The sequence below is a fragment of the Nocardia sp. NPDC049190 genome (assembly GCF_040648115.1).
In the GTDB taxonomy this organism is placed as follows: domain Bacteria; phylum Actinomycetota; class Actinomycetes; order Mycobacteriales; family Mycobacteriaceae; genus Nocardia.
Genome location: NZ_JBEZDE010000009.1, coordinates 128,438 through 152,457, shown reverse-complemented (window position 1 = coordinate 152,457; position 24,020 = coordinate 128,438). Strand labels below are relative to the sequence as shown.

The window sequence follows — 24,020 nt, the reverse complement described above, 5'->3', positions numbered from 1 at the left end:
GCGCCGATGTCGCTCGACCACGCACGCCGTCGTGCCAGGCCGACGACGAATCGTCGAAGTACCCGTGCTACCCCTCCGCGGGGCGGCCGACGCAGAATGTCGCTGCCAGCGCGATATCACAGACGGCTTTCAACGGGCGGACACGTGGTTGAACAGTGGTTTCGACCAGAGGCATCCGCCCGCCGCGACGACGGCGTACCAGATGAGCGCGAGCCACCCATTGTTTCCGATCGGCTTGTCCATCGGTTCGACGCCGAGCTGTGGCATCAACCGACCGGTGATCTCTGCTCCCGCAACTAGATTGACACCATGACCGGACAACGAATCTTGGTCGTGGACGACGAACTTCGAGTCCTCGCCTCGCTACGGCGGGGCCTCGAACTCTCGGACTTCGAGGTCGTCACCGCGGGCGACGGCGCCGAGGCGCTGAGCATGGTGCACGGCACCGCGCCCGACGCGATGGTGCTCGACGTCACCATGCCTGGGCTCGACGGCGTGGGCGTGGTCACCGCGCTGCGGGCGATGGGCAACGACATCCCGATCTGTGTGCTCAGCGCGCGCAGCGCGGTCAGCGACCGAATCGCCTGTCTGGAACGCGGCGCCGATGACTACCTGACCAAGCCGTTCGATCTGGGCGAACTGGTCGCACGCCTGAACGCGCTGTTGCGGCGTAGTCGCAATCCGGTAGCACGGCCCGACGAGCTGCGCCGAGTCGGGCAGGTATCGATCGATCTGGCCGGGCATCGGGTACTCGCGGCGGGAGGGCTGGTGGAGCTGACCAAACGCGAGTTCGAGGTGCTGGCGTTGCTCGCCGAGCACCGCGGCGTCGTGCTCGGCCGTGCGCAGATCCTGTCCGCCGTCTGGGGTTACGACTTCCCCACCGACACCAACGTGGTCGACGTGTTCGTCTCCTACCTGCGGCGCAAACTCGAGGCACACGGTGCCCCCCGGGTGATCCACACCGTGCGCGGCGTCGGTTTCGTACTCCGGGAGCAGCCATGAGCGAGCGAATCAGCACACCGCGCGGCCCGCGCGACCGCGTCACGAGCCGCCGAGGCGAAGCCCTCAGCCGATCGCCCTCGCTGCGCACCCGGGTTGCCGTGGTATCCGGTGTCATCGCGGCGATGGTGGCGCTCACGTTGACGATCACCTTCACCGCCTTGCTCGGCGCCACCGGGGAACGCCAACTGGACCAGACCGTATCGTCGATGGCCGTCCGGGTCGCGTCGCCGCCCGAAGCGGCTGCGGCGCTGCCGATTCCGCCGCTGGCGGCTACTGTCGCCCCCGAGCGGGCGCACGCCGACTCGGCCGGCACACGCGGGCGCGGCCTCCCCGCCGACGCCGCGATCACCAAGGTCGATGGGATGCCCGGCGTACTCGTCGCACTCGCCCCCGACCGCGACACAGTGGCCACGGCCATCCACCGCAGCCAGCGGATCGGGCTCGGCATCGGGGTGGCGGGAGCACTGCTTGCCGCCGTGCTCGGCTGGTTCCTGGCCGGCTACGCCGCCCGACCGTTGCGCCGGCTCGCCGATGCCACGCACAGTATCGACACCCTGGAGGAACTGCCTCCGTTGTCCGGCCGCGGCGCGCGGGAAGCCGAGGAACTGTCCGACGCCATCACCCGGATGCTGACCCGGCTCGAGGCCGCCCATCGGGCCACCCATCGGGCGCTGACCGGTGCACGCGACTTCGCCGCCGTCTGCGCGCACGAGCTACGCACCCCGCTGACCGCCCTGCGCACCGACCTACAGGTGCTGGCCACCAAGGAGATTCCCCCCGCGCAACGCAGCGCGATCCTGTCCGACGTGCTCTTCGCCGAGCAGCAGATCGAGAACACACTGACCGACCTGGAACGTCTCGCGGTCGGCGAACTCACCGAACCCGACACCTTCGAGTCGTTCGACCTCGGCGAGACCCTGGATCGCGTAGTGCAGGACGCGCAGCGCAGGCACCCCGACGTCCGCGTCGAACTCGTCGAATGCACACCGACCACGATGACCGGCCTGCCCGGCGGCATCATGCTCATCGTCACCAACGGCGTAGCCAACGCCGTACAACACGGCCACGCGAACACCGTCAGGGTCACCGCGCGCGTGGGACCGGAGGCGACCGTGGAGATCCGCATCGACGACGACGGCCGCGGCGTCCCCGACATGGTGCGCGCCGCCGCCTTCGACCGTTTCGTCAAAGGGCCGGGCTCTCCCGGCTCCGGCCTCGGTCTCGCCTTGGTCCGTCAACAGGCCGAACTGCATTCCGGCACCGCCGAACTCGACGACAGCCCGCTCGGAGGGACCCGCCTGCGCGTGCGTCTGCGCGGGACAGGCTGACTCCTACTTCTTGTCCTTCGGTTTGTCCGACGCCGCGTCCGAAGACAGCGCGGCTACGAACGCCTCCTGCGGGACATCGACACGGCCGATCGTCTTCATCCGCTTCTTGCCTTCCTTCTGCTTCTCCAGCAGTTTGCGCTTACGGCTGATATCGCCGCCGTAGCACTTCGCGAGCACGTCCTTGCGGATAGCCCGGATGTTCTCGCGCGCAATGATCTTCGAGCCGATCGCGGCCTGGATCGGCACCTCGAACTGTTGCCGCGGGATCAGCTCGCGCAGCTTGGTGGTCATCTTGTGGCCGTAGGCCTGGGCGGCGTCCCTGTGCACGATCGCGCTGAACGCGTCCACCGCCTCACCCTGCAGCAGAATGTCGACCTTGACCAGCTGCGATTCCTGCTCGCCCGACTCCTCGTAATCGAGGCTGGCATAGCCGCGGGTGCGCGACTTCAGCGAGTCGAAGAAGTCGAAGATGATCTCCGCCATCGGCATGGTGTAGCGCAGCTCGACCCGGGTCTCGGAGAGATAGTCCATGCCGCCGAGTTCACCGCGGCGGGACTGACACAACTCCATGATCGAGCCGATGAACTCACTCGGAGAGATGATCGTGCACTTCACGATGGGCTCGTAGACGTTGCGCACCTTGCCTTCCGGCCAATACGAGGGGTTGGTGACGACATGCTCGGCGCCGTCCTCCATGTCCACCCGGTAGACCACGTTCGGCGCCGTCGAGATCAGATCCAGGTCGAACTCGCGCTGCAACCGCTCGCGGGTGATCTCCATATGCAGCAGACCGAGGAAGCCGCAGCGGAAACCGAAGCCGAGCGCCACCGAGGTCTCCGGGGTATAGGTCAGCGCGGCGTCGTTGAGCTGGAGTTTCTCCAACGCGTCGCGCAGATCCGGGTAGTCGGAGCCGTCCACCGGATAAAGGCCCGAGTACACCATCGGGCGCGGCTCACGGTAGCCGGTGAGCGGCTCGGTCGCCCCACCGCGCGCGCCCGTCACCGTGTCGCCGACCTTCGACTGGCGCACGTCCTTCACGCCGGTGATCAGGTAGCCGACCTCGCCGACGCCGAGGCCCTGGGTGGGCTTGGGCTCCGGTGAGACGATGCCGATCTCCAGCAGCTCATGGGTGGCGCCGGTCGACATCATCTTGATCTTCTCGCGTGGGGTCAGCTTGCCGTCCACCACGCGGACGTAGGTGACCACGCCGCGATAGGTGTCGTAGACAGAGTCGAAGATCATCGCTCGGGCCGGCGCGTCCGCATCGCCGACCGGCGGCGGCACCTGCGCGATCACCTGGTCGAGCAGATCGGCGACGCCCTCGCCGGTCTTGCCGGAAACGCGCAGTACATCCGAGGGGTCGCAGCCGACGATGTGCGCGAGCTCCGCCGCATAGCGCTCCGGGTCGGCGGCGGGCAGATCGATCTTGTTCAGCACCGGGATGACGGTCAGGTCCTTGTCCAACGCCAGGTACAAGTTGGCCAGCGTCTGCGCCTCGATGCCTTGCGCGGCATCGACCAACAGGATCGCGCCCTCACACGCCTCGAGCGCGCGCGACACCTCGTAGGTGAAGTCGACGTGACCAGGCGTGTCGATGAGATGCAGCACGAAGTCGGTGCCCACGTGCTCGCCCGTCCTCGGCTTCCAGGGCAACCGGACATTCTGGGCTTTGATCGTGATACCGCGCTCGCGCTCGATATCCATCCGGTCCAGGTACTGGGCGCGCATCTGCCGCTCCTCGACCACTCCGGTCAGCTGCAACATGCGGTCGGCCAGCGTCGACTTGCCATGGTCGATGTGCGCGATGATGCAGAAGTTCCGGATCCGGCTGGGATCGGTGAACGTCGTGTCGGCGAAGCTGGCGGGCACTCCACTCCTCATGGGTATCGGCAAACTGCCGTCTATCGTCCCATGAGCAGAGGTGTTGATCGGCAGCGGCTGTGTCGGTCTGGCAGCGCCTGCGGCGCCGCGGGTTCGCGGCCCCTTTGTGGCTCACGTCCGAGTGGGCGAGACTCGCGACTGCGTCGCATGCGCTTCGCCCACTCGGACGCGAGCCGGGCCGCGAACGGCGCTCGCAGAACTCGCACCCGACGCGGTCGAGGATCCGCGGCTTGCCGTTGGTTTTCCGGGTTCCGTGATAGGCCCCGGATCTTGACAGTGCACCCGACGTTCCCGACAAGCCCCAGATCCTCTTGGCGTACCCGTAGTCTCCGAGCCCAGATCTTGGCGGTGTACGCGCCGTTTCCGACAAAACCCGAGATCCTCGCGGCGTACCCGCAGGGGTCTCGACAGGGCCGAGAATCTCGCGGCTCTGCCCAGTTCCTGACGTATCCCGATATCGGGCCGCCGGGATCGCGGATTACCCCGACGACACGGCGACTCGGGCGCGGATGAGAAGACGTGAGCGCGCCGTTATTCTCCACAGATGGCCCGAAGTTGGAACTCTCTCGGCAAGCAGCTCGGTCTCATCGCGAAGGAGCAGGGGCCGAAGATCGTCAAGCAGCAGGGACCCAAGCTGGTCGAACGACTGGTGGGAACGCTGGCGCAACGGCGTGCGCCGGGTGGCGTCGCGGTGCGGCCCGCCGCGTCCACGCCGGTCCCGACAGCCGAGCGAGCACGACAGATCGTCTATTCCCCGCAGCTGGACGGCCGGGCCGACCCGGGCGAGATCGTCTGGACCTGGGTGCCGTTCGAGGAGGATCCGAGTAACGGCAAGGATCGGCCGGTGCTGGTCGTGGGCCGCGACAACCGTACGCTGCTCGGTCTGATGCTGTCGTCGAATCCTGACCGTGCGCACGACCGCAACTGGGTCGGCATCGGCAGCGGGTCGTGGGACAACGCCGGGCGGCCGAGCTGGGTCCGGCTCGATCGGGTCCTGGACGTGCCGGAGGCGGGCATCCGCCGTGAGGGGGCGATCCTGGCGCGCACCACATTCGATCTGGTCGCACACCGGCTGTGCGCCGAATACTCCTGGCACTGAGGTCCCGCCTGGTCCGATGCCCCGAGCCGACCGGCTTCGCCGCCGCGGGCGGCGGACTCACCGCCCGCACGCCGGTCGCGCCGACACCCGTCGCGACCGGAACATCGTTCCCACAGCGGGACCAGCTCAGGAGATCATCTCGCGGGAACGGCCGAATAGCAGGCCGTACACCAACGCGCCCAGCGCGCCGCCGATCAGCGGGAATACTATGAACGCCCAGACCTGTCCCATCGCGCCGTCCTGATAGGGGGCCACCGCGAGGCTGCGGGCGGGGTTCACGGAGGTGTTGTCCACCGGAATCGAGACCAGGTAGATCACCGTGAGCGTGACACCGATCGACAGACCGGCCAGTGGCACGTCGGAGATCTGATCGGTCGAGGCCAGTACCACGAACACCAGCAGCGCCGTCAGCATCACCTCGACGATGATCATGGCGGCCATGCCGTAGCCGTTCTGCAGGACCACCTCCCCGAGTGGTCCGGTCTTCGCCGACGGACTGTGCGCACCCCATCCATTCGCGGCCAGCCCTTCTACCGAGCGGTCGTAGGACGGCAGGTTCTTGGCCAGCGCGAACAACACGAGACCGGCCAGCAGACCGCCGATCAGCTGGGCGATCACATACCCGGCCGCGGTCACCGCATGCACCCGGCCGAGCAGCAACTGGCCGAGCGTGACGGCCGGATTGACATGGCAACCCGAGATCGGCCCGATCGCGTAGACGAGGAACATCAGCGAAAGACCGAAAGCCAACGCCACCCCCAGCGCGCCGACCCGCTCCCCCGCCAGCACCGCCGTCCCGGCGCCGGAGATCACCAGGACGAAGGTGCCGAGCGCCTCGGCGCCCCATTTCTTGCTGTCGGGAATCGGCGTGTTCCCGACACCCTCTTCGACAACTTCCTGAGCCGTTGGAGACATCTGCCCACCTTCCGCGTTCCAGACTGGTGCTCTTGCGAGCCGTGGTACCGCTCGGACAACAGAGCCGCTCGGAGATCGATGGTTGCTCGCCGGACGCTACGCGAGTCTGGTGATCTCTACAACGACTTCGAGATCGGTGGAGCCGCCCCCGGAGAATATGCCCTTCAACGGCGGAACATCGGCATAATCGCGGCCCACACCCACCGAAACGTGCTGTTCGTTGCTGGCGACATTGTTCGTAGGGTCGTAGCCCCACCAGGCGCCGGTCCACGCCTCGATCCAGGCGTGCGACTGTCCGGCTACCGTCGCGCCGATCTCGGCGGACGAGTCGGGATGGAGATAGCCGGAAACGTACCGGCTCGGGATTCCCATACTGCGCAGCAACACCAGAGTCAGGTGCGCATAGTCCTGACAGACCCCTTGCCGATCGGCGAACGCCTGCACCGCCGAGGTCCGCACCGAAGTGGTGCCCGCGAGATAGTCCATCTCCTGGTGCACCCACTCCGCCGCACGCACGACGGCTTTCGCGGGCGGTACGCCGCGCGAGAGCCGGCGAGCCACGGCGGCGAGTTTCCGATCGGGCGGCACGTAGGCGGTGGGCGCGAGCATCTCGCCGAACCGGTCGACGATCTGTTCGGCTCGCAACTGTTCCCAGCTCAACTCGTCCGCGGGGCCCACGAACGGTTCGGTCTCCACCACCGAGGAACCGGTGACCTCCAGTTCCGTGTGCGGCGCATACAGGTCGAAGGCCGTGACGGCGGTGCCCCAATAGTCGGTGTAGCGATAGGAACGCGTCGCGGGCACGGTCTCGACTCGGTTCAAGATGACGTTCTGCCTGCTGTCAGCCCTCGGTGTGAGCCTGGCCTCGTTGAACGACCTGGTCACCGGCGCGTCGTAGACGTAGCCGGTGGTGTGCACCACCCTGATCCGCCAGCTCATGGTTCGCCCTCCACCCGCACCAAGCTGTCGCGGCTGCTGCGCAGGTCGGTCCAGGCCACCCAGGGCGCCGCGTGGAAGTATTGCAGCGCGATCGCCTCACTCACCGCGCGACAGATCTTCTGCAGCGAGAGCAGCCGGGTCTGCAGATCTTCCAGCAGCACGCCAGGCGGCAGAAACTCGAGCTCGCTGCGCGCGGTACCGAGCAGGCGTTGCGCCTCGGGTCTGGCGCCGACCCTGCTGCTCGGACGCTGATCCAGTTCCGCCAGACAGGTCTCGGCCACCCGCACCGAATGGAACACCGAGCGCGGAAACAGACGGTCGAGCAGGATGAATTCGGCCACCAGGTTGGCGTCGAGCGCGCCGCGATGGGTACGCAGATAGGTGTCGTGGGCCCCCGCCGAGCGCAACACGGTCACCCAGGCGGGCGAGGAGGTTCGATCGCCCGCACGCGAAAGCAGCAGGCGCACTGTCATGTCCACCCGCTCGATGGAACGGCCGAGCAGCAGGAAACGGTAGCCGTCGTCGCGGCTGAGGGTGGAATCCGACAACCCGGCGAACATCGCCGCGCGGTCCTTGATGTAGTGGAAGAACTCGTGCGGCCCGAGGCCGCGCGCCGCCTTCTCCGCGACGGCCAGCCCGATGTAGGTGGCATTCAGGCACTCCCACATCTCACTGGAGGTGACCTCCCTGGCGCCCTTGGCGTTCTCGCGCGCGTTGGCGATCGAATCGATGATCGAGCCGCCGTGCTCGCGGCTGAACGCCACCAGGTCGGTCACCGACCAGACGTCCAACTCACCCTGCGGCGGCTCGATTCCGAGCACGCGCAGCAGGATCCGGGATGTGCGGTCCGGGTCCACCGTCGCGTCCTCGAGCAGCTGGTGCACCGCGACGTCGAGAATACGTGCGGTGTCGTCGGCGCGTTCGACATAACGGCCGATCCAATACAGGGACTCGGCGTTGCGAGCCAGCATCAGCGCGTCACCTCCCGGCCGGCTGCTGCGGCGGGCCGACACCACCGTGCGGTGACCGCCCGCTCCGCCGCCGGTCTTGTTGTTGCTGCTGCTGTTGCTGATTCGCCTGCACCGCAGTCGGTTCCCGGCCCAACTCGAACGACTCCGCCTGCGGCGGATCACCGACCAGTTGCGCGCCCGCCAGTTCACGATCAACGGGCGAGGCGCGGCCCGCGAGCACCCAGGTGTCCTTGCTGCCGCCACCCTGACTGGAGTTCACCACCAGCGAACCGTCCGGTAGCGCGACCCTGGTCAGTCCGCCGGGCAGCACCCAGATGTCGTCACCGTCGTTGACCGCGAACGGCCGCAGATCGACATGCCGAGGCACCAGTGCGTTACCGATCTTGGTCGGCACGGTCGACAGCTGCACGACCGGCTGCGCGACCCAACCGCGCGGGTCGGCCTTGATTCGGCGTCGGGCCGCCGCGAGCTCGCGCGGCGTCGCGTCCGGTCCGATCACGATGCCGTAGCCGCCGGAGCCTTCCACCGGCTTGATCACCAATTCGCCGATCCGGTCAAGCACTTCGTCGCGTTCGTCGTCCAGCCAGCAGCGAAAGGTGTCGACGTTGGGCAGTATCGGCTTCTCATTGAGGTAGTACTCGATGATCGTGGGCACGTAGGTGTAGATCAGCTTGTCGTCGGCGACGCCGTTGCCGACCGCGCTGGCGATGACGACGTTGCCCGCCCGCGCCGCGTTCAGGACGCCGGCCACGCCGAGCACCGAATCCGGCAGGAAATGCATGGGATCGAGGAAGGCGTCGTCGATGCGTCGGTAGATCACGTCGACTTGCCGCTCGCCCGCCGTCGTGCGCATGTAGACGACGTTGTCGCGGCACAACAGGTCACGGCCTTCCACCAACTCCACGCCCATCTGCCTGGCCAGCAGCGAATGCTCGAAGTACGCGGCATTGTGCACGCCGGGAGTGAGTACCACGACGGTGGGATCGGCTTCGTTCGACGCGGCCGCGGCGCGCAGCGCCGCGAGCAGATAACTCGGATAATCGCCGACCGCGCGCACCCGGTGCGAGGAGAACAGGTCCGGGAAGACCCGCGCCATTGTTCGGCGGTTCTCCATCACGTAGGAGACGCCTGACGGGGAGCGCAGATTATCTTCCAGCACACGGAAATCGCCGTGCTCGTCGCGGATCAGGTCGATGCCCGCGACGTGGATGCGCACCCCGTTCGGCGGCACCAGGCCCGCGGCCTCTCGGTGGAAGTGGTGGCACGAGGTGACCAGGCGCTTGGGGATCACCTGGTCGCGCAGGATGTTCTGTTCGCCGTACACGTCCGCGAGGAACAGTTCCAGCGCGATCACGCGCTGTTCGATGCCGCGCTCGAGTTTTCCCCACTCGGCCGCAGCGATCACCCGCGGCACCAGATCGAGCGGAAACGGGCGCTCTTGACCGGACAGCGAGAAGGTGATGCCCTGATCGATGAACGCGCGATCCAGCGCCTCCGAGCGCGCGGCGAGATCAGCGACGTCGATCGGCGCGAGCGCGGCGAAGATCCCGTTGTACGGCGGGTGCACCCGACCGGAGCGGTCGAACATTTCATCGAAGGCTTCGGCGTAGCGGCCCGGTGTATATCCCTCGAACAGTCCCGTCTGCCTCCTCATCCCATCGCCCGCCGCACGCCCGGCACGAACCGGCGGGGACCCGGCGGGTCGTGGCGGGGAGGCGGAGGTCATGGGAAAATCGTGCAGCATTCCGTCACCAACACTGGGTGTGATGCAGATAAATTTCTTGCATCACTCCTATTCCATGGGTGAATCTCCGGCCACCGGACGGACCGGTCGTTCGGGCTTCGACCAGGCCGGACGGGCGCCGATTTCCTGTGCTGAACGCCGACTGGTAACCTCGACCTTCGGCGCTGCGTTACCCGTTCACTCCCGGGTGTGTCGCGCGCTCCCGAACTTTCCAGGACACCCACCAGACAGGAACACGAGGAAACACGCGTGGCCAACATCAAGTCCCAGATGAAGCGGATCCGCACCAACGAGGAAGCGCGCAAGCGCAACCAGTCGGTCAAGTCCGCGCTGCGCACCGCCATCCGTAGCTTCCGCGAGGCCGCGGCCGCCGGTGACAAGGAAAAGGCCACCGAGCGCCTGCAGTTCGTCGGCCGCAAGCTGGACAAGGCCGCCTCGAAGGGCGTCATCCACGCCAACCAGGCCGCCAACAAGAAGTCAGCCCTGGCACTGGCTCTCAACAAGCTCTGACCCAGCGGTACCGCCCGCCGGTATCGTTCCCGTTTTTGACGCAGCCGCCATGGCCTCGATGACCAAGGCGGCTTTTGTCGTGCCCAGACCACCCGTCGAGTCGCTCGACTCGCTCACCTGGCACTCTCCCGGGGATTCTGGATCATCCCGCGCCAGGGCGACGGTCCAGCTACCATTCGGCGCATGGTAACCGTGTATGCCAATCAGACTGTCGTCCGCAGCGAGGACCTGCCGGATGTGATCCGGGCGGCGGAAGTGCTCGGATTCGGCTTGAAGATCGAGAATGTGCTGGTTCCCGACGACGACGGCGGTTACTCCTTGGAGTGGATCGTCACGCGAGACGAGGACGTGCCCGCCTACGAGGAGTGGGAAGGCCGCTACGAGGACACCGAGGACGACGAGGAACTGACGCTCACCTCGGTGGAATAGTCCCAGGTCACGGCGCTCACGGATCGGCGGCCAGTCGAGCGAGCGCCGTGTGGGACTCGTCATCTGCCGCGCGGTAGATGATGATCCGCTGATCGGGGTCCTGCACCGGAATCAGCACCTCATAGCTGACCGTCAGCGGGCCGACCACCGGATGGCGCAGCGGTTTGTTCCCCCGCCCCTGCACTCGGACGTCGTGGCGGGCCCACGCCTGTGCGAACTCGGGGCTGTGTGTCGTGAACTCGATGATCAGGTCCGCGAGCATCTGATCGTCCGGATGCGCGGCCCGCGCGGCCCGCAGATCCGCGATGCCCTCCCGGATGATCCGTTCGCGCTCGACGTAGAAGTCCCGCACGCCCGGGTCCAGCAGACACAGCCACATGGTGTTGCGCTGTCGTGTGGGTAGGGCCCCGAAACGGTGGTCAGCCGCGCCATCACTCCGTTCCAGGCCAGGATGTCGTAGCGATGGTTCACCAGCATCGCTGGCAGCGGCGACAGGTCGTCGACCAGCCTCGCGAGTGCGGGCGCCGGCACCGTACTCGGTTTACCGTTGTTCGGCAGCCGCTGTTGCGCCAGGTCGAACAGGTAGGTGCGCTCGTCGGCGTCCAGCCGCAACGCCTGCGACAACGCCTCGAGCACCGCCGCCGACGGACGCAGGCCGCGCCCTTGTTCCAGTCGCACGATGTAGTCCGTGCTCACCCCCGCCAGCTCGGCGACCTCGTCCCGTCGCGATCTCGACCGCGGCGGCAACTTCATCGATACGGCGAGCCAATACACCAACAGCACCTCCGAGCAACTTCTCGGCGAATTCAACCGCGGACAACCGCGAAAGCCTGGTGCTGGCAACCAAATACACCATGCTGCGGCGCGCGGGCGACCCGAACTCCGGAGGAAAACACCGCAAAAGCATGTTCGCCTCGGTCGAGGCCAGTCTGCGTAGGCTGAACACCGACTACATCGATCTGCTCTACCTGCACGCCTGGGACTTCCTGACCCCGGTCGAGGAAATTCTGCGCGGCATGGACGATCTGGTGTGCTCGGGCAAGGTGCTCTACGTCGGGATCTCGGACGCTCCGGCCTGGCAGGTCTCCCGGATGCAGACCATCGCCGACCTGCGTGGCTGGTCTCGCCGCTGATCGCACTGCAGATCGAATACAGCCTGATCGAGCGGACCGTGGAACGTGAGCTCATCCCGGTGGCGCGTGAGCTCGGGCTCGGGGTGGTCCCGTGGTCGCCACTGGCCAGCGGCGTGCTCACCGGAAAGTACAGCCGCGCGGACCTGGAGCACGAGGCGGAGGGTTCGCCGGAGGGGAATCGCAAGAACGTGGCCGCCGCCAACGGATCACTCACCGAACGCGGCCTCGCGATCGCGGATGTGGTGAAGGAAGTCGCTGCCGATATCGGCAGAACTCCTGCGCAAGTCGCACTGGCCTGGACCCTGCGCAAGCCAGGTGTCACCGCGCCGATCATCGGCGCGCGCACCGCCGCTCAGCTCGAGGACAACCTCGGCGCGCTCGACGTCGAATTCGACACGGCCCAGCTGGCCCGACTGGAACAGGCCAGCGCCGTCGACCTCGGCTTCCCGCACGAGTCCTGACCCGGCCGATGACCCGCAGTGTCACCTTCGGCGACCTGAACATCGAAGGGCGCGAATAGTACTCGGACCCGTGCGGCGGTGCGAGCCGGACTTGCATCACCGACGGCCGCTGTCCCGGGCGCGGTGCCACAGGCACAAACCGCCGTAAGGGTCGTGTCCGGGCCCATCGCGTTCCCGACGCTGCGGCTACTGCCCTGATGCGTAGCGTCACCGCCGAGCCGGTGGTCCGACCGATGAGTTCGGGCGCTGCGAACCGTCTGCATCGGTGCTGGCGCCGACTACGGAGAGTGACGATGGACCTGAACGAGATCATGGCATGGACCCGCACCGAACGACTCGGGCTCGCCGATTTCCTCGACGGCCTCGACCAGCACGAGTGGAGTGCCGATTCCTTGTGCCCCGGCTGGACCGTGCACGACGTGCTGGCCCACGTCACAGTGGTGGACACCTTCCGGGCGACGATCGCGGGCGTGATTCGGGCCCGGGGGAACTGGAATCGGATGACCGAGCGGAGGGCACGCGATTGGGCAGCCCGCTACCGGCCGACCGAACTGATCGCGCAACTACGCGAGAATGCCGGGTCGGCGCGGCTGGCGCCGGGCGCCGGTCCACTGGATCCGCTGGTGGACATCATGATCCACGGTCAAGACATCGCCCGGCCGCTCGGGCGGTGGCGGGCGATGCCGAGCGAACCGGCAGTGGTCGCACTGGAACATGTCCTGCGGAGCAGGTTCTACGGCGCCAGGACACGCCTGCGCGGCGTGCGACTGGTGGCCACCGACACGGACTGGTCGGCTGGCGACGGATCGGAGGAGATTCGCGGGTCGCTGAGTGATCTGCTGCTCGTCGCGACCGGGCGCGCGGCTGGGCTCGCCGGGGTGACGGGGGCGGGTGCGGAGCGAATCGCCGACGCGCTCTGACCGTTCCACCGAACCCGGGACGCATCGACAGAACCGTGCCCCATGACCAACCGACCGGATCGATCAAAGCGGACGATAATCGAGCAAGGCCGAACGCCACGCGATTCGATGACCATCACCCGATCCGACAGTTGACCAGGCGAACCCGGCCATCGCGTCGCGGTTTTCGCTATCCGGATCAGCCGGCGCCGTGCAGGTCCAGGATCCGAGTGAGGGCACGTTCGAGGGCATAACCGGCGTCGGCGGCGCCGCCTTTGACGTCGGCGTTGAGCGCAGCGACCACTTGGAGGGCCGAACCGATGGTCGCGGAGGTCCAGCCGCGGGCCTGGGCCTGGGCCTTTTTCACTTTCCACGGCGGCATGCCGAGTTGCTGGGCCAGTGCGAACGGGTCACCACGGCCGGCCGAGCCGACCCGCGCGATGGTGTGTACCGAATCGGCGAGTGCGTCGGCGAGCAGGACATGCGGCACGCCACGGTCGTTCGCCCAGCGCAGGGCCTCCATCGCACCGGGACGATCCCCCGCCACGGCCAGCTCGGCGACGTCGAACCCGGACACTTCGGCCTTACCCGAGTAGTAGCGGCGCACGGCCGCGACATCGACCTTACCGCCGGTGTCGGCGGCCAGCTGCGCGCACGCGGCCGCCAGCTCACGCAGCTCCGAGCCCACCGTCTCCAGCACGACCTGCACGACCTCGCCGGACACCCGGACCCCGGCACGGCGGAACTCACCGCGAACGAACTCGACCCGCTCGGTGGCCTTGGTCACCTTGGCGCATTCGTGGGTGACCGCCCCGGCCTTGTGCAGCGCGGGCACAAGAGCCTTGGCCCGTCCGCCGCCGGAGTGCAGGACAACCAGCACCACACCATCGGGCGGGTCCTGTGCGGCCCCGGTGATCACCGCGACCGCGTCTTTGCCCGCCTCGGCCGCTGACTCGAGCACGATCACCCGGTCCTCGGCAAACAGTGAGGGGCTCAGTAGTTCAGCCAGTTCGGCGGTACTCGCGTCCCCCGCACGCAGTCGGTCCACCGGTACCGCGTCAGCGTCCGGAGCCGACGCACGCACCTGCGCGGTCACCTCCCCCAGTGCCCGCTCGATCAGCAGCTCTTCTTCCCCGAGCAGCAGGTGGAGTTGTGCCGGCCGCGCGCTCACGACGGCGCCTTTCCGAAACCCGACGTCCCCGACGTCCCCGACGGCATCGCGTCCGAGGGCCTTGCCTGGATGGTTCGCTCGCAGCGCTCGCTCACGGCCCGATCCTACGATCCCCGACCGACACCCTGCGCCGGGCACCCAGCGCACGCGACACGCGTGCGTCGGCGAACGATGGGCAGGACCTCGGCGCGGCTACACGCTGTTACGCGGTGCCGGTCTCGATCCAGTTGTTTATTTTCTGGAAGGACGATGGCGCCGACGGGTGCAGCGGGAGGTTATGCGCGGTACCCGGTACGACGAGGGCGTCGAAATCCGCGGCGCCGCTGTAATAAGGAGCCTCATTCGCCAGAATCGAATCCGCTGTCTGACAACTCACCACCAAGTTGCAGAAGATGTCGTCGTTCGCGCCCATGACGATCAAGACCGGTGCGGTGATCGAGCGGGCCGAGCTGAGTGCCACCGGCGCCAACAGCGCGGTAGCCGATTCGGCCACTTCACCGACAGTGGCCAGATCCTTGTTGCTCTCGTCATAGGCGATCACCGCGGAATCGGCGGTTTTCGGATCGTAGAAGGCCGGGCCACGCCGACTGGGCACCGTGGTGAGATATCCGGGGTCGAGGCCCTTTCCGGCGAACTTGGGATCGAGCGCCGCCGGATACAGGCTGGCGAAGAACGCGGTGGAAGTCAGACCCACGGCAGGCAGATGAATTATTCCGGTCACGACAAGTCGGTCCAGATCGTGCCAGCGCGACGCCTCGTTCGTGAGTGTGACCGAGCCCAGCGAATGCCCCGCACCGTTCACCTGCGAATAGCCCTGACCGCGAACCCAGCCGATCAACTGGTGCAGCACATAGGCGTCGCTGGATACCGTGAGCGCCGAACTCGCCGGACGGCTGCTCGATCCGGTGCCGAGCCGGTCGAAATCGAACGTCGCCCGACCGGCCGCCAAGGTGAGGTCGACATACGAATCCGCCTGCGGGTCTTGCGGCCAATCCCAATACGTCCGGTTGTAGGTGGCGCCGGCTACGAGCACGTCGATTCGATGCTCGCCGGGAGCCCACACGCTCGGCGTACAGAGTGTCGCGGCGACGGTATTGTCCTGCGGCCCACCATCGGACAGCGCAACGGGAACAGCAACCTCCCGGCAAGTACCGGGCTTGTCGCTCGCCGCCGATGCCGGGGCCGCCGTTACGAGAAAAGTGGATGCGAACACAGCAGCAGCCATAACGGCCACGCGGCGGAAATTCATAGCACCTCATCGAGGTCGAAAACTGCGGAAAGACCGAACTCGGCTGACAGCGACGATCACATGCCTCCGTGTTCGGCGTTCTGCATCGTATGTTGCCGACCGGTCGAACACAATGCCTCGTGGACCGCTCCCACCGTCGACCGACTCGGCCGCATTGTCGTGGCGATCCGGCGCACCGATGCCGCGATGCGCCCGGTTTTCGCGATGAATATCGGTGATGGCGTGGCATTTTGAGACTTCGTCATCGGCGCGCAGAGGACAACGACGAGGGCGATGCGGATTCCGACGCGAGCACCGACGCCGAAAGGTCGGTTGCGGACATGGTTACGAGGGAAATTCGGCGCGGGTGCGATATGGCGCGGGTGCGATATTACGGGGCCGCCGGATGACCAGGTACACGACAGCGCCGATGTAACAGGGACATTCGCGAGCGTGCCGTGAACACCGCTGTCTACCACGACCGCACCGCCACGAAGCTGATCATCGCGGTGCGCGCCGCCATGATCGGCAAGCGTGACCACGAACGCCCCTGCGGAAACCGCCACGATCTCGGCCACCACCCCTTGCGCAATCAGTCGGCCCAAATGGGTGGCCAACAGGATCAGGCCCGCGGTCGCGACCACCGACAACGCGAAGCCCACGCTGACCGCAAGCCCAGCCGACAGGGCACGCAGCGCCGCCGCCTGCCGGAACGTGGCCGGGCAACTTCCACCTCGAAGGGAGGAGACGTTCCACCATCGTTACGCGCGATACGCGAACACGCCTGCATTCGACGGGCCAGGTCGCCGTGCGATCGTGAATACCGCGATGTCGACGGCGGCTCGCTCGCGATCTTGACATTGTCACTGTGACAAGGCGTTCACTGGCGGTCGGAGGTGGTACCCATCAACGCGATACACCGGAACCCACAGAACACGCGACTACTCGACGCATTGGCCGCAGAGAACTCATCGACTCGACTCGCGGCCGCCCTGGCAGTCGGCACGCGTCCCGAGCCCGATTTCGTCGATGTGCTGGTAGAACGGTGCGCGATCGAGCCGGACTTCTTCGTGCGCGACATGCTCACGTGGGCGCTGACCCGACTGCCGGCGCAGATCACGGTTCCGAGACTGCGCGCGGAACTTTGTTGCGACCGTGCACAGGCCCGCAGCCAAGCGCTGCACACGCTGTCCAAGATCGGGGACGCGAACGCGTGGCCCTCGATCACCCGGTCATTGCTGCACGACGCCGACGACCAGGTCGCGCGCAGCGCGTGGCGCGCTGCGGTCGTCCTCGTGCCCGACGGCGAGCAGGCAGAGCTGGCCGAGCAGCTCGCCACGCAATTCGGCCGCGGCGACCGGGAAGTGCGGCTGAGTCTGAGCCGTGCCCTCGTCACGCTCGGCGCCGTGGTCGAGCCGGTCCTGCGAACGGCGATGGCAAGTCACGACCCGACGGTGCGCGCGCATGCGAGCGCCACGGAGCGACTTCTGTGCGACCCGGACGCCGGATTCGATCTCGCCGTCGATGCGGCGAGACGGGTCCGCGCGCTCGGTCCGGACCGGGAGGAGGAAACCGCGTGCTGATCGGCGAGGTGGCGCGCCGTTCGGGGGTCAGCGCGCGGATGCTCAGGCACTACGACTCGCTCGGGCTGGTGCGGCCGACCGGCCGCACCGTGGGCGGCTACCGGGAATACTCCCCCGACGACATCCGGCGGATCTTCCATGTGGAGGGGCTGCGGTCGTTGGGGCTGTCTCTGAGCCAAGTCGGACGCGCTCTCGACGACCTCGAATTCACCCCGTCCGCACTGGTCGGCCACCTCATCCGGAAGACCGAGGAACGACTGAACCGGGAGCGAGAACTGCTCGAGCGGCTCCGCAAGGTCGATGCGGCCGAGCCCTCCGGGTGGCCGGACGTCCTGCGCATCGTCGAGCTGCTGCACGGACTCGGTTCGCAGAGTGCCGACCGGCGCCTGCGCACCGTCCTCACCCCGATCGAGGACGTGCCGGTGCCCGCCGAACTGCTGGCCGAGGCGGTTCTCACCGAATCCGACCCGAACGTTGCCGGGGCACTGCGGTGGGCGCTCGCGCGCACCGGCGGCGACGCTGTGGCGAGTTTGGCATCCGGCCTGGCCTCCGAGGAGGTCGACGTCCGTCGGCGCGCGGTCTTGGCGCTCGCCGAGCTACCCGGCGACGAGGCGACCGCGGCGCTCACGGCCGCGCTCGAGGACGCGGACACGACAATCCGCGCACAGGCTGGTCTCGCACTGGGTGCGCGAGGGGTGACCCTGGCTGTGCCGGCACTCGTCGGCACGGTGGTCGAGGGCCCGAACGATGTCGAGGCGGCCGAGCTCCTGGGAACGTTGGCACGGGATCCGCAATGGGCTGACCGGATCCTGAGTGCGCTGGTCGACGAGCTCGCCGCACACACGGCCGACTCGGCGGTGCGCAGACGACTGACCCAGGCGCTCGCCGAGCTGCCGGGGACCATCGCGCTGGACATTCTGCGGCACCTGGCCGACGACGACGATCGGGCGGTGGCTCTGCTCGCCTCGGCTCTGGTGGAAACGCTCGAAGAACGGCCGGACGAGAACACCCCCGGCCACCCCGGGTAGTGCCCCGACCAGCGCGACGTAGCGGATCAGGGCTCGGGCGGCGAAGCGACCTCGCCGACCGCATGATCGATCACCCATGTGATCGGATACTGCGCCGCCAGGCAGCCGAGCAGGCCTGCCGCGATCTCAGCTGAGCTACATTGGTTGGGGCAGAATCGATGCGAAGGTCAGGTCAAGAGGGTCTGTCACACGGAGGCGCCGATGCGTTTCAGTGAGTTCCTTCCCAGCCCGCTCGGGTTCGGCACGGCCCCGCTGGGCAATATGTACCGTGCGATCCCGGAGGATGAGGCAGCCGCGACCCTGGACGCCGCATGGGATCAGGGCGTTCGATATTACGACACCGCCCCGTTCTATGGAGCGGGTTTGGCCGAGCAGCGGCTCGGCGAGCTGCTGTCCACCAAGCCCAGGGATTCTTTCGTCTTGTCCACAAAGGTCGGGCGCGTCATCTACGACGAGGTGGAGCGCCCGAGTGCGCGTGATCTCGGGGAGAAGGGCGGGCTTTTCGAACACGGTCGTCCCAACAAGATGGTGACTACCTACACCTCCGAGGCCACAGAGCGGTCGATCGAGGACAGTCTGAAGCGACTGGGTGTCGACCGATTGGATATCGTCACAGTGCATGACATCGCTCAGGACTTCCATGGCGACGCCTGGCTGCAGCAGTTCGAGGTCGCCCGCACCGGAGGTTTCCGCGTTCTCGACCGGCTGCGGGATCAAGGTGTCATCAAGGCATGGGGCACCGGGACCAACCGCACCGAACCGGTCGAGCTGACAATTGCCCTGGACGAACCGCGCCCGGACGTCTTCCTGCTGGCAGGCCGATACACGCTGCTGGATCACGAACATGCTCTGGAACGACTGCTGCCGATGGCCGCCGCACAGGGCTTGGAGATGATTGTCGGCGGGCCCTACAACTCCGGGGTGCTCGCGGGCGGAGCCCATTTCGAGTACCAGAAGGCATCGGCCGAGATCGTCGATCGGGTCCGGCGCATCAAAGAGATCGCCGACCGGCACGGCGTCAGTGTGAAAGCAGCCGCCCTACAGTTCTCGCTCGCCCACCCGGTCGCCGTCGCCACTATTCCCGGAGCGTCGCGGCCCAGCCGCATCGCCGAGGACCAAGCTGCCGTGCGAGCGAATGTCCCGGCGGCATTCTGGGCCGAACTTCGTGCGGCCGGACTGATCAGCCCCAATGCCCCGACCCCGGACGGCGTCTGACCGCTGCGGTTCGATCTCGTCTCGCAGGCATACGAGCCCAGGAGAAATAGATGGCATCGACTTCGGTAAGCCGGATCATCCCAGCTTCACCCGAACAGGTGTGGCAGCTGATCGGTGGCTTCCACGCGCTGCCGGACTGGCTTCCTTTCGTCGCCCGTAGCACCCCGCTGGAAGGGGGCAGAGTCCGCGAGTTACGCAACAGCGAAGGGGGGACGATTGTCGAACGTCTGCAGGAATTCAACGAACAGGAGCGCCACTACTCCTACTCGATCGTCGCATCGCCTTTCCCGGTACGCGGCTATCTTGCGACCTTACGGGTGTACCCGGTTCCCGAGGATGAGCAGCGCGCCGAGGTGGTGTGGGGCGCACGGTTCGCACCTGACGGAGTGAGCGAGTCCGAGGTGGTCGATCTGATCACCGGCATCTTCAGCAACGGCCTCGACGCCTTGAGTAAAGCGGTGGCGGTGCGCGCGCCTTAAGCCTCGGTCAGACGCGGAGCGCTTGCAGTGGAAAGCTATTTGGGATCCTCGATCTCCGCGACCTGTACTCACCGTGAACTCGCGATGCGCAGGCTTCCTGCATTGCCGAAGACCGCAATGTCGCCGCGACGGTCGGTGCGCGCGACCGTCGCGCCGAGGGCGGACAGATCCGCGAGGACAGCGGGGTTCGGGTGACCGAACGTGTTATCGGCACCGACACTGACGAGCACGAGGCGGGGGCCGACGGCGGTGAGAAATTCTTTTGTGGTTGTCCGTGATCCGTGATGTGGGAGTTTGAGGATCTCGGCCTGGATAGGGATTCCGGCATGCATCAGCGCGAGCTGAGCCGGCGCTTCGATATCCCCGGTGAGCAGAATGCGACCGACGGGGGTTCGGGCGGTGACGACCACCGAGCGGTCGTTCGCGTCGTCCGCTTCGGCTCCGCGGATGGGCCGCGGTGTATTCCTGGTGGGCGCCAGCACCTCGAGTTCGACCGCACCGAAACTCAACATGTGTCCGGCCGACAGCTCCAGTAATGGCACCCCAGCCTTTCGGGCGACGGCCGCCACCTGTACCAAGCCGGTCACCGGCGCACGCGGATCGTCACCGGTTCGGCCCACCTCCGACCCGGATCCCGGCCCCATAAGCGGGCACCGACCGCGCACCTGCACCGACGTATCGCGCCCAGTCGGTCGCCGGTCCCCCGCAATCATCACCTCGGCCGTGCGCGTCGGCCGGTCGCCGGCTCGACCCCACCCACTCTCATCGTCGACCGCACGCTCCCGCCCACCATCGGATCGGCCACCTCTGCCTTCTGGCCGATCGCTGACTCGCCCTCGCCGATCCCCGATCGCATGATCGCGCGGATCGGGCACTCGCCCCTGTGCCGGGACCGGCCGTACCAGCGGACGTGAATCGCTTCCCGCATGGTCGTCGTTGTCTCCCTGCTGAATACCCGCCGGTATTGCGGGAACGCCCGACGCGCATTCGGATTCGCCCTCAGCGGCCGCGGGCGCGTGTTCGGATGCGGAGGCTGGTGGCAATCCGTCGAGTTCGTGCAGACCAACGGCTATCGCCGCCACCGCACGGTGGCGCAAGGCGCCGGTGAGACCGCCGATATGGTCCGCGTGCGGATGGGTGAGGATGAGCAAGGGGATCTGCGAGATGTGCAGGCGGTCCAGACACGTTCGGATCGGACGCGGGTCGGGCCCGACGTCGATGACCACGGCGGCGCCGGGACCGACCGCGAGGACGAGGCCGTCACCTTGGCCGACGTCGCAGGCAGCGAGGATCCAACCGGTCGGCGGCCAACCGGGATGCCAGACGCGAACCGGGATCAGTACCACCGCCATGCCGAGCACCACCGCCGCAGTGAAACGGCGTACGACCCGCGAGCGCAGGGCGGCGATCGCGACCGCAACGAGGACGCCGGCGATGAGCCCGCCCGTCACACCACTTGTTACCGTGACAGACGCGCCGGGGAGACCGGCTGCGTGTTCGGCGACGCGCAGCAACCACCACGTTGGTGGTGCGGCGCAACGCAGGACCAGGTCGGCGAGTGGCGCCCAGGCACACGACAGCACGGCGCCACCCGCACCAATGACGGTGATCGGCGCGATAACCGGTGCCACAACAACATTCGCGAGCACCGCGACCAGGCTGATCTTCCCGGTGAGCGCCACCATGATCGGCATCGTGACCACGAATGCCCCCGCGGACACAGCCACCATCTCGGCAGGCGCACGCCACCACCCCCGCGCACGCAACCAGTCGGCCCAGCTGGGCGCCAACAGGATCAAGCCCGCGGTCGCAATCACCGACAACGCGAAGCCCGCGCCGACCGCAAGCCCAGGCGACAGGGCAAGCAGCGCGATAACGGCAGCGCACAGCGCCGGCAGCGCTTGCTTCCGACGACCCGTGATCACAGCCAGCACCGTGACCGCACCCATCGCCCCGGCGCGCAGCACACTGGGGTCCGGGCGTGCGATGACCACGAACAGGAGCAGCGCCGCCGCCGCGGCAGCCGCAGTCGTCCGTGGACCGACCGTGAGCAATCGCATGGCGAACAACACGACGGACAGCAGAATGGTGAAGTTCGCCCCGCTCACCACGCAGAGGTGTTGCAGCCCCGCGATCTCGAAGTCTTCGCGTACATAGTCCGGCAGTGCCGAGGTATCACCGACGACCAGCGCGGGCAGCAGTCCTGCGGCATCGGCCGGCAAGGCCCGTCCCGCCGCCGTCGTGAAATCGGCACGTACCGAACTCGCGATACGCTGCCACCACGGCAACCGCCCGACGGCTTTCGGCGGCCCCTGAGCGTGCAGCGTCGCCACCGTGAGGTCGGCTCGCCGTGGCTGGTCCACCCGAGCCCGGAACTCGATCGCCCGGCCGGGCGGCACCTGGGCCCACTCCTCTCCCGCCGCCAGGATCACCACCGCACCACCGGCCCGCACAAGCGTGTCACCGCGCTGGTATTCCTGCAGATCCGCCCGGACCAGCCACTGCCGTCCGCCGCCGATGCCCGTGCCGCGCAGCGGTTCCGGATCGTCGGTCGGGGACACCACCACATGCAGCGACAGCTCCGACGCCGTCCGCAACGGATGGATAGCCACCCGGTACTGCCGCCAGGCCGCGGCCGCCGCGAAACCCGCGCCGAGCACCACTGCTGCCAACGCCACGATCGCCACGGCTCGCCACCGTTCATCCCGGTGCGCGATCGCCCACAGCAGCAACAACCACAGACCGATGGCCAACACCGCCAATGCGGTGGCAAGCATCACCCCGGTCCGCCAGCCTGCTGTCAGCGCCACAATCGTTGCGGCCCAGCAGCACAGGGCCGCGGGCAATAGTCTGGCATCGAGCACCTGCGCGGCGCTGGGATCGTCGCCGGCTGCCGGGGAGCGACCGGCGGTACGACCGGTCGAGTCGACCTCGCCCGAGTGCGTAGCCGAAGTGCCCGTGCGGTCAGTCGCGTCGCCCGACCGGTCGGCCCTCATACCCGCACCAGGTCGCGCAGACGCGCCAGGCGGGCCGGGCCGATGCCGTCGACCTCGCCGAGTTGCGTCACGGAGGTGAAGCGCCCGTTGGTGGTACGCCAGGCGACGATGGCGCGGGCAGTGACCGGACCGACTCCCGGAAGGGCATCGAGGTCGGACTCGGAGGCGGTGTTGAGGTCGACCTTAGCCGCGGGGCTCGATGTGCGGCCGGGCGCCGATGCCGAGCCGGACAACGGGCGGTCGCCCGCGGTGACCGTCGTGCTGCCGACCTGGGGCGGGCTCTGACTCGACCCGGCGGGGCCGACCAGCACTTGGTCTCCGTCCGACAGGCGCTGAGCCAGGTTCAAGCCGGTGGTGTCGGCGCCGTCGCTCGGGCCGCCCGCCGCGGCGAGGGCGTCGGCGACCCGCGATCCGGTGGGAAGCCGGACCAGACCGGTGCGCTGGACCAGGCCGACGACGCTGACGACCAGCTCGGTCGTTACGGCCGGATCGGTGTGCACCATCGCCGCGCCGGGTTCCGCGGCCGAACTCGCCGCGGGAACCGGCGTAGGCACTTGCGCGACAGCCGTCGACCGTATCGCGGGCAATGGAGCAACCGATCGGTCGATCGGCCGCTCGCGGAATGCGACAACCGCGGCGACCACCATCGCGGCCAGCCCGACCAACGCCAGCGTGCGCACACCACGCCGACCCGGATCGAGGCGGACTCCCCGAAACCTTTCGGGCACGAGACGTTTCCGCCAACCCGGTCCGGCAATCGGCTCATCCAGCCAGCCCGGCGACCGCACATCGCCGACCACACGATCGTCCGCCGCGCCGGGGTCCGAGTCGGCAGGCAATTGCTCTAGGTCCCATCGCCCCGGTCTGATCGGCCGACTCGCCGCGCCGCCACTCGACCCGTCACCCGGGGCGGCGGTGCCGGCCGCTGTGCTCGTACCGATCCGGGCGGTCAGCGTGCCGAGCCGCCGTCGTACTCGCTCGCGTTCGTCCTGTCGTGACATGGCGGCGA

At 67.6% G+C, this 24,020-nt stretch carries 23 protein-coding genes and 1 pseudogene; 13 read left to right on the top strand and 11 right to left on the bottom strand.

Features of this window, described 5'->3' with window-relative positions; genetic code table 11:
• Positions 1-129 precede the first annotated feature (129 nt).
• Positions 130-267 (bottom strand): hypothetical protein, encoded by a 138-nt coding sequence (locus AB0B25_RS10960; RefSeq protein WP_357177046.1) that lies wholly within the window; start codon positions 265-267, stop codon positions 130-132.
• Between the two features lie 42 nt (positions 268-309).
• On the opposite strand from AB0B25_RS10960, the gene AB0B25_RS10955 reads away from it, so the two are divergent.
• Positions 310-1,002 (top strand): response regulator transcription factor, encoded by a 693-nt coding sequence (locus AB0B25_RS10955; RefSeq protein ID WP_357177045.1) that lies wholly within the window; start codon positions 310-312, stop codon positions 1,000-1,002.
• Positions 999-2,330 (top strand): HAMP domain-containing sensor histidine kinase, encoded by a 1,332-nt coding sequence (locus AB0B25_RS10950; RefSeq protein WP_357177044.1) that lies wholly within the window; start codon positions 999-1,001, stop codon positions 2,328-2,330. Before AB0B25_RS10955 ends, AB0B25_RS10950 begins: the two co-directional genes overlap by 4 nt.
• Positions 2,331-2,333: 3 nt before the next feature.
• Here the strand turns inward: AB0B25_RS10950 and lepA are convergent, their stop codons facing one another.
• A complete protein-coding gene (lepA, locus tag AB0B25_RS10945) occupies positions 2,334-4,211 on the bottom strand; it encodes a translation elongation factor 4 (protein ID WP_357177043.1) in 1,878 nt (625 codons plus the stop codon).
• Positions 4,212-4,755: 544 nt separating this feature from the next.
• On the opposite strand from lepA, the gene AB0B25_RS10940 reads away from it, so the two are divergent.
• The gene (locus AB0B25_RS10940; protein ID WP_357177042.1) at positions 4,756-5,310 is read left to right on the top strand and encodes a type II toxin-antitoxin system PemK/MazF family toxin; all 555 of its coding nucleotides are present in this window, start codon (positions 4,756-4,758) and stop codon (positions 5,308-5,310) included.
• Positions 5,311-5,436: 126 nt separating this feature from the next.
• Here AB0B25_RS10940 and AB0B25_RS10935 read toward each other — a convergent pair whose 3' ends face one another.
• The 4 genes from AB0B25_RS10935 to AB0B25_RS10920 all read right to left on the bottom strand — a co-directional run bounded on the left by AB0B25_RS10935 (position 5,437) and on the right by AB0B25_RS10920 (position 9,789).
• Positions 5,437-6,225, bottom strand: coding sequence for an aquaporin (locus AB0B25_RS10935; protein WP_357177041.1), 789 nt, complete (start codon positions 6,223-6,225; stop codon positions 5,437-5,439).
• Between the two features lie 96 nt (positions 6,226-6,321).
• Positions 6,322-7,164: a transglutaminase family protein gene (locus AB0B25_RS10930; RefSeq protein ID WP_357177040.1), complete on the bottom strand. Its 843-nt coding sequence runs from the start codon at positions 7,162-7,164 to the stop codon at positions 6,322-6,324.
• Positions 7,161-8,135 (bottom strand): alpha-E domain-containing protein, encoded by a 975-nt coding sequence (locus tag AB0B25_RS10925; protein WP_357177039.1) that lies wholly within the window; start codon positions 8,133-8,135, stop codon positions 7,161-7,163. Before AB0B25_RS10925 ends, AB0B25_RS10930 begins: the two co-directional genes overlap by 4 nt.
• A 7-nt stretch (positions 8,136-8,142) precedes the next feature.
• Positions 8,143-9,789 carry a circularly permuted type 2 ATP-grasp protein gene (locus AB0B25_RS10920; RefSeq protein WP_357177084.1) on the bottom strand — a complete coding sequence of 549 codons (1,647 nt, stop codon included), beginning with the start codon at positions 9,787-9,789 and terminating at the stop codon, positions 8,143-8,145.
• Between the two features lie 339 nt (positions 9,790-10,128).
• On the opposite strand from AB0B25_RS10920, the gene rpsT reads away from it, so the two are divergent.
• The gene (gene rpsT, locus AB0B25_RS10915; protein WP_357177038.1) at positions 10,129-10,389 is read left to right on the top strand and encodes a 30S ribosomal protein S20; all 261 of its coding nucleotides are present in this window, start codon (positions 10,129-10,131) and stop codon (positions 10,387-10,389) included.
• A 183-nt stretch (positions 10,390-10,572) separates the two neighbouring features.
• Entirely contained in the window at positions 10,573-10,818 is a 246-nt protein-coding gene (locus AB0B25_RS10910) for a hypothetical protein (protein ID WP_357177037.1), read from the top strand.
• Between the two features lie 16 nt (positions 10,819-10,834).
• Here the strand turns inward: AB0B25_RS10910 and AB0B25_RS10905 are convergent.
• A pseudogene (locus tag AB0B25_RS10905) lies at positions 10,835-11,571 on the bottom strand (helix-turn-helix transcriptional regulator).
• A gap of 80 nt (positions 11,572-11,651) precedes the next feature.
• Here AB0B25_RS10905 and AB0B25_RS10900 point away from each other — a divergent pair.
• From AB0B25_RS10900 to AB0B25_RS10890, 3 genes are all read left to right on the top strand, one after another.
• A complete protein-coding gene (locus AB0B25_RS10900) occupies positions 11,652-11,951 on the top strand; it encodes an aldo/keto reductase (protein ID WP_357177036.1) in 300 nt (99 codons plus the stop codon).
• Between the two features lie 38 nt (positions 11,952-11,989).
• Positions 11,990-12,412, top strand: a complete 423-nt coding sequence (locus tag AB0B25_RS10895; RefSeq protein WP_357177035.1) for an aldo/keto reductase — start codon at positions 11,990-11,992, stop codon at positions 12,410-12,412.
• 293 nt (positions 12,413-12,705) lie between these two features.
• The gene (locus AB0B25_RS10890; RefSeq protein ID WP_357177034.1) at positions 12,706-13,332 is read left to right on the top strand and encodes a maleylpyruvate isomerase family mycothiol-dependent enzyme; all 627 of its coding nucleotides are present in this window, start codon (positions 12,706-12,708) and stop codon (positions 13,330-13,332) included.
• A gap of 178 nt (positions 13,333-13,510) precedes the next feature.
• Here the strand turns inward: AB0B25_RS10890 and holA are convergent, their stop codons facing one another.
• Together holA and AB0B25_RS10880 are read right to left on the bottom strand one after the other, a co-directional pair.
• Complete coding sequence (gene holA, locus AB0B25_RS10885; protein WP_357177033.1) at positions 13,511-14,482, bottom strand: DNA polymerase III subunit delta; 972 nt, start codon at positions 14,480-14,482, stop codon at positions 13,511-13,513.
• A 202-nt stretch (positions 14,483-14,684) separates the two neighbouring features.
• Positions 14,685-15,695, bottom strand: coding sequence for an alpha/beta hydrolase (locus AB0B25_RS10880; protein ID WP_357177032.1), 1,011 nt, complete (start codon positions 15,693-15,695; stop codon positions 14,685-14,687).
• 473 nt (positions 15,696-16,168) lie between these two features.
• Here AB0B25_RS10880 and AB0B25_RS10875 point away from each other — a divergent pair, with 473 nt between their 5' ends.
• The 5 genes from AB0B25_RS10875 (at position 16,169) to AB0B25_RS10855 (ending at position 20,015) form a co-directional block, all read left to right on the top strand.
• The gene (locus AB0B25_RS10875; RefSeq protein WP_357177031.1) at positions 16,169-16,582 is read left to right on the top strand and encodes a hypothetical protein; all 414 of its coding nucleotides are present in this window, start codon (positions 16,169-16,171) and stop codon (positions 16,580-16,582) included.
• Positions 16,583-16,663: 81 nt separating this feature from the next.
• Positions 16,664-17,293 carry a HEAT repeat domain-containing protein gene (locus AB0B25_RS10870; RefSeq protein ID WP_357177030.1) on the top strand — a complete coding sequence of 210 codons (630 nt, stop codon included), beginning with the start codon at positions 16,664-16,666 and terminating at the stop codon, positions 17,291-17,293.
• Positions 17,287-18,321, top strand: a complete 1,035-nt coding sequence (locus AB0B25_RS10865; RefSeq protein WP_357177029.1) for a MerR family transcriptional regulator — start codon at positions 17,287-17,289, stop codon at positions 18,319-18,321. The genes AB0B25_RS10870 and AB0B25_RS10865 overlap by 7 nt, the downstream gene beginning before the upstream one ends.
• A 201-nt stretch (positions 18,322-18,522) precedes the next feature.
• Positions 18,523-19,536: an aldo/keto reductase gene (locus tag AB0B25_RS10860; protein ID WP_357177028.1), complete on the top strand. Its 1,014-nt coding sequence runs from the start codon at positions 18,523-18,525 to the stop codon at positions 19,534-19,536.
• 50 nt (positions 19,537-19,586) lie between these two features.
• The gene (locus tag AB0B25_RS10855) at positions 19,587-20,015 is read left to right on the top strand and encodes an SRPBCC family protein (protein ID WP_357177027.1); all 429 of its coding nucleotides are present in this window, start codon (positions 19,587-19,589) and stop codon (positions 20,013-20,015) included.
• A gap of 68 nt (positions 20,016-20,083) precedes the next feature.
• On the opposite strand, the gene AB0B25_RS10850 is transcribed toward AB0B25_RS10855, so the two are convergent.
• Complete coding sequence (locus tag AB0B25_RS10850) at positions 20,084-23,011, bottom strand: ComEC/Rec2 family competence protein (protein ID WP_357177026.1); 2,928 nt, start codon at positions 23,009-23,011, stop codon at positions 20,084-20,086.
• Complete coding sequence (locus tag AB0B25_RS10845; protein ID WP_357177025.1) at positions 23,008-24,012, bottom strand: ComEA family DNA-binding protein; 1,005 nt, start codon at positions 24,010-24,012, stop codon at positions 23,008-23,010. Before AB0B25_RS10845 ends, AB0B25_RS10850 begins: the two co-directional genes overlap by 4 nt.
• Positions 24,013-24,020 lie beyond the last annotated feature (8 nt).

What these genes read in the sequence shown, in the direction of transcription:
- AB0B25_RS10960 (WP_357177046.1), bottom strand. Translation starts at nt 267, where the DNA reads ATGCCACAGCTCGGCGTCGAACCGATGGACAAGCCGATCGGAAACAAT.
- AB0B25_RS10955 (WP_357177045.1), top strand. Translation starts at nt 310, where the DNA reads ATGACCGGACAACGAATCTTGGTCGTGGACGACGAACTTCGAGTCCTC.
- AB0B25_RS10950 (WP_357177044.1), top strand. Translation starts at nt 999, where the DNA reads ATGAGCGAGCGAATCAGCACACCGCGCGGCCCGCGCGACCGCGTCACG.
- lepA (WP_357177043.1), bottom strand. Translation starts at nt 4,211, where the DNA reads ATGAGGAGTGGAGTGCCCGCCAGCTTCGCCGACACGACGTTCACCGAT.
- AB0B25_RS10940 (WP_357177042.1), top strand. Translation starts at nt 4,756, where the DNA reads ATGGCCCGAAGTTGGAACTCTCTCGGCAAGCAGCTCGGTCTCATCGCG.
- AB0B25_RS10935 (WP_357177041.1), bottom strand. Translation starts at nt 6,225, where the DNA reads ATGTCTCCAACGGCTCAGGAAGTTGTCGAAGAGGGTGTCGGGAACACG.
- AB0B25_RS10930 (WP_357177040.1), bottom strand. Translation starts at nt 7,164, where the DNA reads ATGAGCTGGCGGATCAGGGTGGTGCACACCACCGGCTACGTCTACGAC.
- AB0B25_RS10925 (WP_357177039.1), bottom strand. Translation starts at nt 8,135, where the DNA reads ATGCTGGCTCGCAACGCCGAGTCCCTGTATTGGATCGGCCGTTATGTC.
- AB0B25_RS10920 (WP_357177084.1), bottom strand. Translation starts at nt 9,789, where the DNA reads ATGAGGAGGCAGACGGGACTGTTCGAGGGATATACACCGGGCCGCTAC.
- AB0B25_RS10910 (WP_357177037.1), top strand. Translation starts at nt 10,573, where the DNA reads ATGGTAACCGTGTATGCCAATCAGACTGTCGTCCGCAGCGAGGACCTG.
- AB0B25_RS10890 (WP_357177034.1), top strand. Translation starts at nt 12,706, where the DNA reads ATGGACCTGAACGAGATCATGGCATGGACCCGCACCGAACGACTCGGG.
- AB0B25_RS10860 (WP_357177028.1), top strand. Translation starts at nt 18,523, where the DNA reads ATGCGTTTCAGTGAGTTCCTTCCCAGCCCGCTCGGGTTCGGCACGGCC.
- AB0B25_RS10855 (WP_357177027.1), top strand. Translation starts at nt 19,587, where the DNA reads ATGGCATCGACTTCGGTAAGCCGGATCATCCCAGCTTCACCCGAACAG.
- AB0B25_RS10850 (WP_357177026.1), bottom strand. Translation starts at nt 23,011, where the DNA reads ATGAGGGCCGACCGGTCGGGCGACGCGACTGACCGCACGGGCACTTCG.
- AB0B25_RS10845 (WP_357177025.1), bottom strand. Translation starts at nt 24,012, where the DNA reads ATGTCACGACAGGACGAACGCGAGCGAGTACGACGGCGGCTCGGCACG.